Genomic DNA, 14370 nt, shown 5'->3' with positions numbered 1-14370 from the left:
GGGAATGGGCCGAGGGGAAAAGCCGAGGCGAGGGAAAGAGCCGATGGGGCAAGCCGGCTTCTTCGCTGTCTTTCTTGCTATACTGCACGGCTCATCCAGAACAGCACTTCGCACCATGCGCCAGATCGTCCTCGATACCGAAACCACCGGTATCAACCCCAAGCTGGGCAACCGCGTCATCGAGATCGGTTGCGTCGAGCTGGTCAACCGCAAGCTGACCGGCAATAACTTCCACCGCTACATCAATCCGGACCGCGACTCGGAAGAGGGCGCGCTCGCCGTCCACGGGCTGACAACGGAATTCCTGTCCGACAAGCCGCGGTTCCGCGAGATCGCCGAGGAGTTGCGCGAGTATATCCGCGGTGCCGAGGTGATCATCCACAATGCGCCATTCGACCTGGGGTTCCTGAACCACGAATTCCGCATGCTGAACCTGCCAGCCTTCGACGAGCATATCGGCGGCGTCATCGATACGCTGGTGCAGGCGAAGGAACTGCGGCCCGGCAAGCGCAACTCGCTCGACGCGCTGTGCGATCACTACGGCATCTCGAACGCCCACCGCAAGCTGCACGGCGCACTGCTCGATGCCGAACTGCTGGCGGACGTCTACCTGGCGATGACGCGTGGCCAGAACAGCCTGGGCATGGATATCGAAGTGGAAGAGGTGGCCACCGGCCTGCACCTCGAACAGGTGGCGCTGGCCGAGATCCTCGTCGTCCGTGCCTCGGCCGAGGAAGTGGTCGCGCACGAAGACCTGCTCAACGGGCTGGACAAGGCCGTGAAGGGGACCAGCGTGTGGCGTACCGCCGCCTGACGCGACGGGGGCAACGTGCCAGCCTTGCTCAGCAGGTGCTTGACCTGGCGCAAGGCGGCACCTATAATACTGCTTCTTCGGGAGGTTAGCTCAGGGGTAGAGCACTGCATTCACACTGCAGGGGTCGCAAGTTCGAAACTTGCACTTCCCACCAGGATTCGTTTGACCAGCTTGGATTGGTCAGCCAAGGCTTGCAACGTTGCGTTGCAGGCCTTTTTTGTTTGCGCGAATCGGGTGCGAACGTCGCTGTGTGGCCCGGTCCGCGCTCTCACGGTCGAGGCATTCGAACCTGTACAGCGCTCATGCATATTGCGTCGAGGCTGCCAGTGCGAAGGAAGCCCCGCCAACGGCGCACGGAAAGACATACCACAGCGACGCCGCGAGAACTGCGGCGAGAGCCGGCACCAGGCCTCACCATCCGGCACCGACACAAGCTTTTATCGAACAGACGGAGCGTCATCATGAACGACTTTGTTTTGCGCGGCGCAACCAGTGCCGATGCGGGTGCAATGCTGGCGCTCCTTCGTTCGGTAGCATCCGAGGGTGATAGTCTGCCATTCATGAACGATGTGGAGAGCGGCTTCATCGACAGCCAGTGGTTGGGCGCTCGGGGATGTGTGGTCGCCTGTCGGGGCGACCTGTTACTCGGTATGTACCGCTATGGCGCCAATATGCCGGGGCGCGGTTCGCATATCGCGACAGCGACGTTCCTGGTTTCCCGACATTCCAGGGGACAGGGGCTCGGACGTGCGCTGGTGAGGCACTGTATCGACTCGGCGCGAGCTTCCGGATTTCGCGCCATGCAGTTCAACCAGGTGTTGGCCACCAATACCGCCGCGCTCTCGCTCTATCGTTCACTGGGCTTTAAAAGGGTGGGCAGGATACCCGAAGCATTCGCCCACCCCAGGGACGGTTATGTCACGGCGTACGTGATGTACCTGGACTTGCGCCAGCCTCGGTGCGGGGATTGAGGCAGCTTTCAATCGTGCTGTCGCTGGCCGTACGCGCCCGCGCCGGCTCGCATCCAATGCGGCGTCATGCCGTCACAAGGTAACGACGATCTTGCCGAACTGGGCATTCGACGCCATGTACCGGTGTGCCTCCACCATTTCATCGAATGAAAATGTCCTGGCGATCACGGGGCGGAAAACGCCTGCGCTGACTCCGTCCAGGATAAACCGCTGCGCCGCCGCCAGCCGATGCGGATCCGTCAGGAGTTCATGAACTAGATAGCCGCGCAGCGTGAGACGCTTGCTGAGTACTGAAGACAGCGGAAATGGCGTTGGCTCCTTGCTGAGCCCACCGTATTCGACCAGGATACCGCCTGGCCGCATCGCCTCGGTCAGGGGAATGAAAAGCGGGCCGCCCACCGGATCGAATACGACACGCACACCGGCCGCTCCGGTGTGGGCAACGAGGGCCGCAGCCATGTCTTCATCGTCCATGGCGACTACATGCGCAGCCCCAGCCTCCAGCAGCTCTTGCTTCTTCTGCGCCGTTCGTGTGACCGCGATCGGTGTGGCACCGACATGACGAGCGATCTGGATCGCAGCGAGTCCCACGCTGCTGGATGCTGCCGTGATGACGACCTGGTCATCGGGCGTCAATTGCGCGATGTCGACCAATGCGCCATAGGCTGTCAGATACGCCATCCAGAGCGCCGCTGCGCTCGCCCATCCCAACCCGGGCGGATGCTTGATGATACGGTCGGCAGGAACATTCACGATCTCGGCGTACGTTGGCCACCGGCTCATCGATACAGGCGGCACCACGCTGACAGCGTCCCCGAGCGCAATCGATGTTACGCCGGCACCGAGCGTCGTGACGATACCCGCAGCTTCCAGGCCGAGCCCGGAGGGCAGGGCAGGCGTCTCGATGTACGTACCTTCCCGCATCAGCGCTTCGGCGCGATTGAGTCCCAGCGCCATGACGGTGATCTGTACCTCCCCTGGTGCTGGCGGGGCTACTTCTGCCTGTTCGATCCGCAATACTTCCGGGCCGCCATGCTGATGAAACTGGATAACGCGTGCCATCGTCAACTCCCAATCGTTAGTGTGGAAATCAGTCTAGAGCTGCGAGGCGTTGCGATAAACTGTCAGGTAATTTCTTCAGCAATAACCAGGAGTGGGGAATCGACCGACTAACCAGCATGGCCGTCTTTGTGCGCGTGGCCGATCTGGGCTCGTTCGCGGCCGCCGCGGACGAGCTGGCGCTGTCCGCCACGATGGTCGGCAAGCATGTGCGCTTTCTTGAAGAGCGCCTGCGCGTCCAGCTGATCCATCGAACGACGCGCCGGCACTCGCTGACCGAATTCGGCCGCGCCTACTACGAGCGTTGCAGGGCGATCCTGGCGGAGGCTGACGCCGCGGACGCGATGGCGACGGATCAAACGCATGCGCTGCATGGTCGCTTGCGGGTCACCGCGCCCGTCCATTTTGGCCGGCACTGCGTTTTGCCCGTCCTGCTCGACCTTGCGCGCCACTATCCCGGGCTAGAGCTCGATCTGTCGTTCAGCGACCGCCTGGCCGACCTGGCCGAGGACGGCTATGATCTCGCAGTCCGGACGGGAACGCTGGAACCGATCCCCGGACTTGTCTCGCGCCGTGTGGCCAGCCAGGCAATGATCGTCTGCGCGGCCCCCGGCTACCTGGAGCGCCATGGTGGTCCAGCGACGCTGAACGAACTCGATCATCACCATGTCCTGGCTTACCGGCGCAGTGGGCCAGTGCCGCCCTGGATATTTCCTGCCGGCGGCCGTGCAGTATTCGAGATCCGGCCGCCGAGCCGGATTCGCCTGGATGACCTCGATGCCATTGCGGATGCGGCGGTCGCCGAAGCAGGGCTCGCATGGCTGCCGCGCTGGCTCGTGCGGGACCGGTTGCGCGGGGGAGAGCTCGTCAACGTGTTTCCCGACGAGCCGGGCTACATGTATGACGTTCATCTGGCCTGGCAGCAGACGCCACATCTGGCACGCCGTATCCGGGTCGCTGTCGAAGCACTGGCAGCCGCTCTTCCAGAAACGATGGCGTAGCCGGGTATGGATAACGCCAAAGGAAGCCGGACTAACCAGTACGCAGTCAACAGGGACAGGACACGGAAGCCTGGTTCGACAAGCACACTACGATAAACATCGGGCAGCGGAAACAAATCTTACCCGGAAAATTGCAACTAACCGAATGACAAACGAACCGCCCACATCACAAGTCCACGACTCCCCAAGCACCAGGTCTACAAGCAAAACCTCGCATCGGCTCACGCGACATGAACCCTGCACAACGGCAGGGCAATGGTAAGATCGCCGCACCATGAACATCTCCGCCTGGGACCGCAATCCCGTCATCGCATTCGATGAATTCCTCCACAGCGCCGCGTTTGCCCAGACGGCCAAGCGCGCGGCGCCGCCGCTGTCGACCGCGTCGGCCGAGGTGTACACCTTCATGTTCGGCCGCTTCGCCAAATGGCTGCGCGCGCACGGCCGCACGATGTCCGGGTTGCAGCCGGGGGACTTGCTGGAGTTCCTGGCCACGCGCGACGCGCGCGGGCGCCCGCTGCACAGCAAGATCGCCTACCGCTACCTGCGCCTGCTCGAACGGTGCTACGAACATATCGGGCGGCTGCCCAATCCGGCCAGCGCCGCCATCGCGATGATGGCGGCCGACCGGCCGGTGCGCGATCGCGAGATGGTGGCGCTGTCGCCGGTCCAGGCGGGGCAGGTGGTGGCCACGAAACCCGAGCTGAAGTCGTGGAAGCGGCAGCGCGACCGGGCCATGCAGCTGGTGATGCTGTGCGCGGGCTTGCGCGTGGCCGAGGCGATCGGCCTGCTGACCGGGGAGGTCGCCAGTGCGCCGGAAGAAGACGGCACCCTGCGCATCACGCTGACGCCGACAGCCAAGCAGCCGACCAGCTATCCGCATGAAACGTTCCTGCAGCCGCATGCCGTGGCGGAGGTGCTCGATTGGCTGGCGACCCGCGAACGGCTTGGCATTCCGGGCAACCTGGCGTTTCCGGCCGATCCGGAAGGCGGGCGGCTGCATAAAAGCACGGTGTATCGCCAGGCGCGCAGTGCGTTGACGGAAGCGGGCGTGGCGATCCCGCACGTGGGCGGCCGCACGCTGCGCAATGGCTTTGCCGTGGTGGAGCTGAATGCCGGAACACCGGAAGAGGCGATGCGCAAGCGCCTCGGGCTGGCGCGCGCGCCGGCGCTGGATGCCTACCTCAGCGCCGCGCGCAGGCAGCGCGAAGGCAAGGGGTCGTCGTGAACGGGCATTCGCGTCGTGCACGCTTGTACCGGCAGGTCCCGCGCGACGCGTGAATCGTGCGCACCCTGCCGCGGTGTAGCATGAGCCCGCGGCGAATCGCCGCGCCTCCATCAACGCGAAGAAGGGATGCACCGTGAACCAGCGTTATCGACCGCAGCGTTATCAACCGATTACGCGCCTCGGCCTGGGCGGCACCGGGTTGGGCGACATGTACCATGCCACTACCGACGCAGCCGGCGAAGCGACCGTCGATGCCGCCTGGGATGCCGGCATCCGCTATTTCGACACCGCGCCGCATTACGGCACCGGCCTGTCGGAACTGCGCTTCGGCCAGGCATTGCGCCGGCGCGCGCGGGACGAATACACCTTGTCGACCAAGGTCGGCCGCCTGCTGGTGCCGGACGTGGCCGGCGACATCGCCAGCCCGTTCGTCTCCTCGCTGCCATTCCGGCGCGTGCTCGACTACACGGCAGACGGCGCCCGCCGTTCGGTCGAGGACAGCCTGCAGCGCCTGGCGATCGGCAGCATCGACATCGTGTACGTGCATGACCTGTCGATCGATGCCCTGGGAAACGAGTTCGAGCATTACTTCCGCATCGCCGCGGGCCCGGGCGGTGCCTTCGAGGGGCTCGTCAAGCTGCGCGAAGAAGGCCTGATCAAGGGCTGGGGGCTCGGCGTGAACACCATCGAACCATGCCTGCGGGCGCTGCGGCAATCCGATCCGGACATCTTCCTGCTGGCCGGCCGCTACACGCTGATGGAACAGACACCGCTGGAAGAGCTGTTCCCGCTGTGCGCCGAGCGGGGCGCGCACGTGGTGCAGGGCGGTCCATTCAACTCGGGTTTCCTGGCCGGCGGCGGCAACTACGACTACGGCCCGGCCAGTCCGGCGCAGCACGAGCATCGCGACCGCTTGCGCAAGGTGGCGGCCCGCCACGGCGTCGACCTCGCGGCGGCCGCGCTGCAGTTCGGCCTGGGGCATCCGGTCGTGGTGGCCACGATACCGGGGGCCAGCAGCCCGGAACACCTCCGGCGCAATGCCAGCTTGCTGGGCATTGAAATTCCCGAACAGTTTTGGCAGGAACTGCTGGCCGAAGGCCTGTTGCCGCCGGATGCGCCGGTGCCGCCCCGCACGGCACCGCAAGACACCTGACGGAACGCCGCCCGCCGGCCCGGCCGAGCGCAACCGCGCCAGGCGATGCCAATCGACGCCGACTGGTATCGCATGGCGGGGGCCACACAACCAGCGCTGCTGGTTTTTCCGATGCGGCGCGCCACCGTACAGCGTCCCGGCGCCGCGTTTCGCGCAAAAGTCGTACGCTACAGTATGCGCGAACATTCCTCCATTCCACCAGGACCACAAGAACCACCAGAACCGGCCGAACCGGCCGCGCCGCCGGCAACGTCCGCGACGCGAGCGGATGCCCCGGCTGCGCCGCGCGGTCCGGCGGACCTTCCGCCATCCGGCTTCGCCACCGGTGCCGGCCAACCTGATTTTGCCCTGCCCGATACGGCGGCATCGGCCGAAGACGCGCCGGCGGCCCGTTGGCGGCAGCGCTTGCCATGGATTTTGCTCGGCATGCTGTTTCTGGCGATCGCCGCGGCCACGCCCTCGCTGGTGCGCAAATGGCAGGCCGACCAGGCGCTGTACAAGCTTGCGCGCATGGCGCCGCTTCCAGTGCCCGCGGTGCCGCCCCCCGCGACAGGGCCGGTGCCAGCGCAGTCTGGCTTGCAGGCCGCGGGCGCCCCGCCTGCGCTGCCGGCCGGTAATCCGAACGCGGCGGGCGCGCCGGCAAACGCCGTTGCACCATCGACGGATGTTTTTCCTGTTTCAACTCCCGGCGCGCCCACCCAGGCGGTGGGAACCGGTGTAGCAACAGCAGGCCCGCCCGCCGGCGCTTCGGCTGACGTACCAGTGGCGGGGGCGAGCGCAGGCCTGCCCGGCAAGCCGGGCCAGGAACAGGCCGCGTCCATCGCTGCCGCCCAGCCCATCGTGCCCGCGCCACCGGTGCCGCCGAATGCCGACGGCAAGGCGGTCAGCCTTGCATCGGCGGGACCAGCGGCCGGCAGCGCGAGCGTCGCGGAAGCACAAGGCAAGGCAGACACGGCGAAAGACGCTGCCCCGGAACCGCGAAAGCGCAACCGGGCCTCGCGGGCGGCAAAACGCAAGGCCACACCGGAGCGCCGCGCCGTGGCGAAGAACACGGCGCGAAGTACCGGCACGTTCAGGCGCTGCCCGCCGCTCGGCACGAAAGGGGCCGTGATGTGCCGCTGGCATATCTGCAATGGCGGTGCCGGCAAGGAAGCCGCTTGCCGGCCCTACCTGGAGCGCCGGCCTTGAGTCCCGCGTCGCGACACGTCGAAGATCCACGCGAAGGAGTACGGCAGGAGGAGTACGGCCGGACTTGCCGCAGTGAGCCGGGGCACGTGGTTACCGCGGTGGCGAAGCTGCGAAGTATCGCCAGGGAGCTGCACCATCGAAAGTGCGCTTCGAGCCACCGCATCAAGCCACCGCAACGCGCCCCCGCTTCGAGGCACACTCAGCGCCGCCGCCGCGCCAGCATGGCCAGCACACCGAAGCCGCCGATCAGCATGCCATACGTCGCGGGCTCGGGCACTGCCGGGGTGAACGACAGCGAGATGTCGAGCGATGCGTCGCGCACCGCGTTGCCGGTCGCAACCAGCGTATAGATTCCCGGGCCCAGGCTGCCCAGGAAGCTCGAGTGCGCGAAGCCGCCGAGCACACCGGTGAACTCATCGCTGGCCACCACGGTCGATTGGGAATCGAGGATGTCGATGTTGACGCCCACCAGGCGGGGGCCTTGCCCGTCGGCGGTATCGATGATCCAGCCGGCCAGGCCGTTGAAGTCGGCAGCGCTATCCAGCGTAAACGTGGTGATCTGGCTCAGGGCGCCGTGTTCGCTGGTGAAAGTGTCGACAAACAGGTTATCGCCGGGTGAGAGGGGCGTGGCAACCACGGCATTCGCAGTGAGGTTGCCGTAATGGACCGATTCGGTATCGGCAAACGCGGGGCTGGCGGCGAGCGCGGCAAACGCGGTGGCTCCGGCCCATCTGGTCAGGACAGATGCGGGCATGATTCCTCCATCGAGGTAGCAGGGTTTGATAGCAGGTTTTCGGGTCCAACTGGTGCGCGCTGACTTCAGCCTAGCCCCCGTGGACCCTTTGTCAACCTTGCGACCCTTTTATTTTTTAAGGAACCTCAACCGCCCCGAGCTGTCTGGTACGACCCGGTCAATGCAGGCTGGCGCGGCGCACCAGCACGTCGATGGATTTCGCCGCCGGCACCTTGCTGTCGATCGCATGGTGCCACAGCGGAATCAGCGGATTGCATTCCGGGTAGTAGCCGGCCACGCTGCCTTCCGGGATATCGTACGGGACCACGCTCAAGCCGCGGACCAGGCGTGGCGCATCGTCGCTGACGGCGGTGACCAGGTCGACCAGGTCGCCCGCGGCCAGACCCAGCCGCGCCATGTCGGCCCCCGCCATGAACAGCACCATGCGGCTGCCGCTCACGCCGCGGAAGCGGTCTTCATTGCTGTAGATCGTCGTGTTGAACTGGCCGTCGCTGCGCACCGTGAACAGCCGCAGCGCCGCCGGGTCCCGGCTGTCGCTGTCGGGATCGACTTGAAGCGATTGCGGCACGGTGAATTCGGCCCGCTTGCTGGGGGTGTCCCACACCCGCTCGGCGGCGCCCAGCGGCTTGCGGAAGCCGCCGGGCGTCCACATCCGCGCATTGAAATCCTTGAAGATGGCGGGGTAGGTGGTCTCGATCGCATCGCGGATACGGCCGTAGTCGGCCACCCAGGCGTCCCAGTCCACCTTGGGGTTGAGCGGCAGGATCGCCTTGGCCAGGCCCGCCACGATGGCCGGCTCCGACAGCAGCGTTGCCGCGGCCGGTTCGGCCATGCCGCGCGAGCCGTGCATGCACGCGGTACTGTCTTCCACCGATACGGACTGCGGAATGCCGTGCTGGCGGTCGATTTCGATCCTGCCCAGGCAGGGCAGGATGTAGGAGGCCTTGCCGTGGATGACGTGATTGCGGTTCAGCTTGGTTGAAACCTGCACCGTCAGCGGCAGCTCGCGCCAGGCCGCTTCCATCCGCACGGTATCCGGCACGGCACGCACGAAGTTTCCGCCCAGCGCGATGAAGGCCGGTACCTTGCCCGCCAGGATCGCCTCGCAGGCTTCCACCGTGTTCATGCCCGGCTTGCGGGGCGGTTCGAAACCGTATTGCTCCTTCAGCTTGTCGAGCGGCGCCAATTCCGGCTTTTCCGTGATGCCCACCGTGCGCTGGCCCTGCACGTTCGAATGCCCGCGCACCGGGCAGATGCCGGCGCCGGGCTTGCCGATATTGCCGCGCATGAGCAGGAAGTTCACCAGCATCGTCACGTTTTGCACGCCGTGCCGGTGCTGCGTCAGCCCCATGCCATACACGCCCATCACCGCGGCGGACTTGCAGTAGACATCCGCCGCCGCTTCGAGCGCGGCGCGCGGCAGCCCGGATTCCGCCTCGATGGCGTCCCAAGCGCAGGCGCGCACGGATTGTTCGAACGCCTCGAAGCCATGCGTGTGCTCCTGCAGGAACGCCATGTCCAGCACGCGCTGGTCGCCGGCGGCATGGGCCGCGTCGTCCCGTGCCAGCACGGCCTTGCACAGGCCCATCAGCGCTGCCGTATCGCCGCCGGGCAGGAGCTGGTGGTACTGCGTGCTGATCGGCGTTTCCTGCCCTGTCAGCATCTCGAGCGGGGATTGCGGGTTCGTGAAGCTGACCAGGCCACGCTCGCGCAGCGGGTTGAAGGTGATGATTTGCACGCCACGCTTGCGGGCTTCCTGCAGCTGGTGCAGCATGCGCGGGCTGTTGACACCCACGTTCTGGCCGAAGAAGAAGATGCAGTCGGTGTGCTCGAAGTCGTTCAGTCCGACAGTGCCGACCGCCACGCCGATGGTCTTCTTCAGGCCGACGGAAGTGCTTTCGTGGCACATGTTCGAACTGTCCGGCAGGTTGTTGTTGCCGTACATGCGGGCCATCAGCTGGTACATGTACGACGCTTCCAGCGAGGCCCGTCCGGAAGAGTAGAACACCACGTGCTCGCGGTCGCACGCGCGCAGCGCCGTGCCGATCTCGGAGAACGCCGTGTCCCAGTCGATCGGGCGATACTTGTCGCTGGCGGCATCCCAGCGCAGCGGTACCGTGAGGCGGCCCTGGTCTTCCAGCGCATGGTCGCTCCAGCTCTCCAGCTCGGTGACCGTGTGGCGCTCGAAGAAATCGGCGCCGATCGCCTTGCTGGTGGTTTCCCACGCGGTGGCTTTCGCGCCGCTCTCGCAGAACTCGAACGGGTGCGGATTGGCCGGCTTGGCCCAGGCACAGCTGACGCAGGCATAGCCATCCGGCTTGTTCTGCTTGAGCAGCAGCCGGCTGTCCTTCAGCGGCACGTGCTCGTGGAACAGGATGTTGGTGACTTCCTTCAACGACCCCCAGCCGCCGGCCGGCATGTCCGCCGACTCGACCTTCAACTTTTCGCTCATGGTATCTCCTCGATGACGACCCACGGTAGCGCGGCACTGCGGGGCGGTCGGTGCGCAACCGCACAGTGATACCCGGCGTTGTATTTCCTATCACGCGCTCCTCGTGTATCCTCTCGGGATGGAACCCGACACCCAACCATCCGGAGCGGAAACGCACGACCCGGCCTCTGCCGAAGGGGCGCCCGCATCGACCAACGCCCGCAAGATCGCCTGGGCCGGTGCCGCCGTGCTGGCGGCCCTCACCGTCGCCGCGGCGGTCTGGGGCGTTCAGGCATGGCAGACCAACCGCGCCATGGAGAGTGTCGAGAATTCGCTCTCCGGCCGGGCGCTGGCGGCGCCAGGCGCACCGGCTGCGGCCGCGGCGGGGGCCACAACCGTGCCAGCGCAGGCCGAGCCGGCAGGGGAAGTGGCGGCCGTGCCGGTTGCGCCGTCGGCCGATCGCCTGCCGCCACTGGTCTTGCCTGGCCAGCCCGTGCCCGACGCCGTGCTGCGCGACCTGCCCGACTGGGTGGCCGCCGAAGTGGCACCCGGCCAGACCCCGGCGCGGACTGCGGTGCAGACGTCCGGCGCGTCCGGGGATGAATCGGCGGCGCCCGCAGTGGTGCCGGCACCAGCCAGGCCACAGCGCGAGCGCGCCGAGGCGGCACCCCGCAAGGACCGCTACGGCACCGTGTTCGCGCGTTGCCCCGGGCCCGGCGAATCGGGTGCCGTGGAATGCCGCCGTGCCGTGTGCGATGGCGCCGCGAAAAAGACGGCCGCCTGCGCGCCGTACCTGAAGTAGGGCGGTAGCCGGCCACATGGGCCGCGGCCAGGCCGCGGCTCAGCGCTTCACAGGAAGCGCTTCACAGCAAGCGCATCACAGGAAGCGGTCGAGGATTTTCTTGCTGTGCTTGTCCAGCGCGTACTGGTTCCGCACCAGGAACTGGATGCCGTGGGTGTCCGAGATGAGCAGGGCTTCGGTGCCGATGCGGCGGATGTCCTCTTCGCCGCGCAGCACGAAATCGGCCGTGCCGCGGTCGGTGTCCACGGTCCACGTGCATGGCGTGGCGAAGCTCGTCACATCGACGATGCGCCGGATCTCCGGCATGAACTCGCGCCCCGACAGTTCCTCGCGGATCAGCGCCGCGATCTCCGCCGGCAGGTCGTCCAGCGTATCGATCCACACCACTTCCTTGCCATCCGTATTCACCAGGGCCAGCCCTTCGTCGGGCGCCTGGATCGGGAAGGCGCGCACCGGCGCCACGCCTTCGTGCACGGTGCCGCCGGCGTCGATCAGGGAAAGGCGGCCGAACGGGTCGCGCCGCAGCTGGAAATCAATTGTCGTCATCGCGTTGCGCATCCTTGTCATCCAGGTCGGTATCGACGTTGCGGGCCTGTGCCTGGTACAGGCGGTAATAGGCACCTTCGTTGGCCATCAGTTCCTCGTGCGGGCCTTCCTCGACGACCTTGCCGCGGTCCATCACCACCAGCCGGTTGGCGCGCTGCAGCGTCGACAGGCGGTGCGCGATGGCGATCGTGGTGCGGCCCGCCACCAGGTTGTCCAGCGCCTTCTGGATTTCCTTTTCCGTCTCGGAGTCCACCGACGCCGTCGCCTCGTCCAGGATCAGGATGCGCGGGTCGATCAGCAGCGCGCGGGCAATCGAGATGCGCTGGCGTTCGCCGCCGGACAGGCCCTGGCCCCGTTCACCCACCATCGAGTCGTAGCCCTGCGGCAGGCGCAGGATGAAGTCGTGGGCGTGCGCGGCACGCGCGGCGGCCATGATCTCGGCGCGGCTCGCGTCCGGCTTGCCGTAGGCGATGTTCTCCGCGATCGTGCCGAAGAACAGGAACGGCTCCTGCAGCACCAGCCCGATATTGCGTCGATAGTCGGACACGGCCAGCGAGCGGATATCGACCCCGTCGAGCAGGATAGCGCCCTCGGCCACGTCGTAGAAACGGCAGATCAGGTTGACCAGCGTGGACTTGCCCGAACCGGAATGGCCCACCAGGCCGATCATCTCGCCGGCCTTGATCTCCAGGTTCACGCCCCGGTTGACGGCGCGGTTGCCATAGCGGAAGCCGACTTCGCGCAGCGTGATGTTGCCCTCCACCTTGTCCAGCTTGACCGGGTTGGCCGGTTCCGGCACGGAAGACACGTGGTCCAGGATGTCGAAGATGCGCTTGGCGGCGGACGCCGACTTCTGCGTGACCGAGACGATCCGGCTCATCGAATCGAGCCGGCTGTAGAAGCGTGTCGAATACGTGAGGAAGGCGGTCAGCACGCCCACCGTGACATGCGACTGGGAGACCTGGAAGATGCCGAACACGTAGATCACCAGCAGGCCCACCTCGGTCAGGAACGACACGGTGGGCGAGAACAGCGACCACACCTTGTTCAGCTTGTCGTTGACGGCCAGGTTGTGCTTGTTGGCGATGCGGAAGCGCTGCGCCTCGCGGGCTTCCTGGGCGAAGGCCTTCACCACGCGGATGCCGGGGATCGTATCTGCCAGCACGTTGGTCACTTCGCCCCACACGCGGTCGATCTTCTCGAAGCCCGTGCGCAGGCGGTCGCGCACCAGGTGGATCAGCCAGGCGATGAATGGCAGCGGTACCAGCGTCACCAGGGCCAGCCACGGGTCGATCGTGAACAGGATCACGCCCGTCATGATGATCATCAGGCAGTCGGAGGCGAAATCGAGCAGGTGCAGCGACAGGAACACGCAGATGCGGTCGCTCTCGCTGCCGATGCGCGCCATCAGGTCGCCGGTGCGCTTGCCGCCGAAGTACTCGAGCGACAGCCGCAGCAGGTGTTCGTAGGTGGACGTGCGCAGGTCCGCACCGATCCGCTCCGACACGAGCGCCAGCACGTAGGTCTTGCCCCAGCCGAGGATCCACGCCAGGATCGCCGAACCCAGCAACGCCGACATGTACATCGTCACCAGGCTGGTATCGACCGGCTGGCCGTTCTGGTAGGGGATCAGCACATTGTCCATCAGCGGCATGCTGATGTAGGGCGGGATCATGTGCGCCGCGGTGGACAGCAGCATCAGAGTGAAGCCGCCCGCCAGCGGCCAGCGGTACGGGTGCGCGAAGCGCCACAGCCGCAGCAGCGTCCAGGTGGACGGCGGCGTGTGCACCACCTTCGTGCAGATCGGGCATTCGTCCTGGTCCGGGTCCAGCGGTGCCTTGCAGGTGGGGCAGGCATGCTCCTCCGGGCGCGCCACGGGCTGGCCCGTCAGCGCCGCTTCCATCAGCGGGGTAAAGGCTTCGGCCAGCTTGATCGCATACAGGTTCTGGCCCAGCGTGAAGCGCCAGGCGGCCAGGCGGCCGTGTTCGTCGAACAGTTCCAGGTGGCCCACGCCGGCGTGGTCGTGGAGCTTGAGCAGCATGCCCTGGCGATAGGGCCAGGCCTGCCAGCCCTGGCCCGGCGCGCGGGACAAGATACGGCGATCCGTCAGCAGTACGATGCCCTTGGCGAAATGCAGTTTGTCATCGAGGTCAACCTCCAGCGCACTTTGCACGTTTTCCCCAGGAGCAAGCTGCATCTGCGTGTCCGAACGCCAGTGTTCCGGCAGTTCGATGCGGGCCAGCCCAGGGGGAAGATCGGTTCTTGTCATTGTCTGGATTGCTCCGAATAGCTTGCTGGGCGGCTTTGCCGTTTGGCAAGAATGTAAAATAGATGGGAAAATACCAGGATGTAACGGCTCAGGTTATCAATGCGCTGACACGATTAGCGCACCGGAGAGTGGGCCCGGTTTTTATTTATTGTAT

The 14370-nt window shown here is 65.9% G+C and carries 12 protein-coding genes and 1 tRNA gene; 8 read left to right on the top strand and 5 right to left on the bottom strand.

Annotated features, from left to right (window positions below; genetic code table 11):
- Positions 1-115: 115 nt before the first annotated feature.
- The 3 genes from dnaQ to EYF70_RS13580 all read left to right on the top strand — a co-directional run bounded on the left by dnaQ (position 116) and on the right by EYF70_RS13580 (position 1785).
- Positions 116-814 carry a DNA polymerase III subunit epsilon gene (gene dnaQ, locus EYF70_RS13590; protein WP_131145886.1) on the top strand — a complete coding sequence of 233 codons (699 nt, stop codon included), beginning with the start codon at positions 116-118 and terminating at the stop codon, positions 812-814.
- 79 nt (positions 815-893) lie between these two features.
- Positions 894-968 (top strand) — tRNA-Val (locus tag EYF70_RS13585).
- A gap of 307 nt (positions 969-1275) precedes the next feature.
- Positions 1276-1785, top strand: a complete 510-nt coding sequence (locus tag EYF70_RS13580; protein ID WP_165497662.1) for a GNAT family N-acetyltransferase — start codon at positions 1276-1278, stop codon at positions 1783-1785.
- 72 nt (positions 1786-1857) lie between these two features.
- Here the strand turns inward: EYF70_RS13580 and EYF70_RS13575 are convergent, their stop codons facing one another.
- Entirely contained in the window at positions 1858-2847 is a 990-nt protein-coding gene (locus EYF70_RS13575) for a zinc-dependent alcohol dehydrogenase family protein (RefSeq protein ID WP_131145884.1), read from the bottom strand.
- A 116-nt stretch (positions 2848-2963) separates the two neighbouring features.
- On the opposite strand from EYF70_RS13575, the gene EYF70_RS13570 reads away from it, so the two are divergent.
- The 4 genes from EYF70_RS13570 (at position 2964) to EYF70_RS13555 (ending at position 7414) form a co-directional block, all read left to right on the top strand.
- The gene (locus EYF70_RS13570) at positions 2964-3845 is read left to right on the top strand and encodes a LysR family transcriptional regulator (RefSeq protein WP_229420851.1); all 882 of its coding nucleotides are present in this window, start codon (positions 2964-2966) and stop codon (positions 3843-3845) included.
- A 274-nt stretch (positions 3846-4119) separates the two neighbouring features.
- On the top strand, positions 4120-5073 hold the full coding sequence (locus EYF70_RS13565; RefSeq protein ID WP_131145882.1) for a site-specific integrase: 954 nt from the start codon (positions 4120-4122) through the stop codon (positions 5071-5073).
- Positions 5074-5206: 133 nt separating this feature from the next.
- Complete coding sequence (locus EYF70_RS13560; RefSeq protein ID WP_131145881.1) at positions 5207-6226, top strand: aldo/keto reductase; 1020 nt, start codon at positions 5207-5209, stop codon at positions 6224-6226.
- Between the two features lie 45 nt (positions 6227-6271).
- Positions 6272-7414, top strand: a complete 1143-nt coding sequence (locus EYF70_RS13555) for a hypothetical protein (RefSeq protein ID WP_131145880.1) — start codon at positions 6272-6274, stop codon at positions 7412-7414.
- 199 nt (positions 7415-7613) lie between these two features.
- On the opposite strand, the gene EYF70_RS13550 is transcribed toward EYF70_RS13555, so the two are convergent.
- The gene (locus EYF70_RS13550; protein ID WP_131145879.1) at positions 7614-8168 is read right to left on the bottom strand and encodes an FxDxF family PEP-CTERM protein; all 555 of its coding nucleotides are present in this window, start codon (positions 8166-8168) and stop codon (positions 7614-7616) included.
- A 157-nt stretch (positions 8169-8325) separates the two neighbouring features.
- Complete coding sequence (locus tag EYF70_RS13545) at positions 8326-10620, bottom strand: FdhF/YdeP family oxidoreductase (RefSeq protein WP_229420850.1); 2295 nt, start codon at positions 10618-10620, stop codon at positions 8326-8328.
- Positions 10621-10738: 118 nt separating this feature from the next.
- On the opposite strand from EYF70_RS13545, the gene EYF70_RS13540 reads away from it, so the two are divergent.
- Positions 10739-11401, top strand: coding sequence for a hypothetical protein (locus EYF70_RS13540; protein ID WP_131145878.1), 663 nt, complete (start codon positions 10739-10741; stop codon positions 11399-11401).
- 75 nt (positions 11402-11476) lie between these two features.
- Here EYF70_RS13540 and EYF70_RS13535 read toward each other — a convergent pair whose 3' ends face one another.
- Together EYF70_RS13535 and EYF70_RS13530 are read right to left on the bottom strand one after the other, a co-directional pair.
- Positions 11477-11947 carry a cyanophycin metabolism-associated DUF1854 family protein gene (locus EYF70_RS13535; RefSeq protein ID WP_131145877.1) on the bottom strand — a complete coding sequence of 157 codons (471 nt, stop codon included), beginning with the start codon at positions 11945-11947 and terminating at the stop codon, positions 11477-11479.
- Positions 11934-14216, bottom strand: coding sequence for a cyanophycin metabolism-associated ABC transporter (locus EYF70_RS13530; RefSeq protein ID WP_131145876.1), 2283 nt, complete (start codon positions 14214-14216; stop codon positions 11934-11936). Before EYF70_RS13530 ends, EYF70_RS13535 begins: the two co-directional genes overlap by 14 nt.
- Between the last annotated feature and the right edge of the window lie 154 nt (positions 14217-14370).

Source organism: Pseudoduganella albidiflava, from assembly GCF_004322755.1.
In the GTDB taxonomy this organism is placed as follows: domain Bacteria; phylum Pseudomonadota; class Gammaproteobacteria; order Burkholderiales; family Burkholderiaceae_D; genus Rugamonas; species Rugamonas albidiflava.
This window is presented reverse-complemented; position numbering and strand designations above follow the sequence as displayed.

Coding starts and splice junctions, on each gene's coding strand:
- EYF70_RS13580 (WP_165497662.1), top strand. CDS start 1,276: ATGAACGACTTTGTTTTGCGCGGCGCAACCAGTGCCGATGCGGGTGCA.
- EYF70_RS13540 (WP_131145878.1), top strand. CDS start 10,739: ATGGAACCCGACACCCAACCATCCGGAGCGGAAACGCACGACCCGGCC.
- EYF70_RS13555 (WP_131145880.1), top strand. CDS start 6,272: ATGCCAATCGACGCCGACTGGTATCGCATGGCGGGGGCCACACAACCA.
- EYF70_RS13535 (WP_131145877.1), bottom strand. CDS start 11,947: ATGACGACAATTGATTTCCAGCTGCGGCGCGACCCGTTCGGCCGCCTT.
- EYF70_RS13575 (WP_131145884.1), bottom strand. CDS start 2,847: ATGGCACGCGTTATCCAGTTTCATCAGCATGGCGGCCCGGAAGTATTG.
- EYF70_RS13550 (WP_131145879.1), bottom strand. CDS start 8,168: ATGCCCGCATCTGTCCTGACCAGATGGGCCGGAGCCACCGCGTTTGCC.
- EYF70_RS13530 (WP_131145876.1), bottom strand. CDS start 14,216: ATGACAAGAACCGATCTTCCCCCTGGGCTGGCCCGCATCGAACTGCCG.
- EYF70_RS13565 (WP_131145882.1), top strand. CDS start 4,120: ATGAACATCTCCGCCTGGGACCGCAATCCCGTCATCGCATTCGATGAA.
- EYF70_RS13545 (WP_229420850.1), bottom strand. CDS start 10,620: ATGAGCGAAAAGTTGAAGGTCGAGTCGGCGGACATGCCGGCCGGCGGC.
- dnaQ (WP_131145886.1), top strand. CDS start 116: ATGCGCCAGATCGTCCTCGATACCGAAACCACCGGTATCAACCCCAAG.
- EYF70_RS13570 (WP_229420851.1), top strand. CDS start 2,964: ATGGCCGTCTTTGTGCGCGTGGCCGATCTGGGCTCGTTCGCGGCCGCC.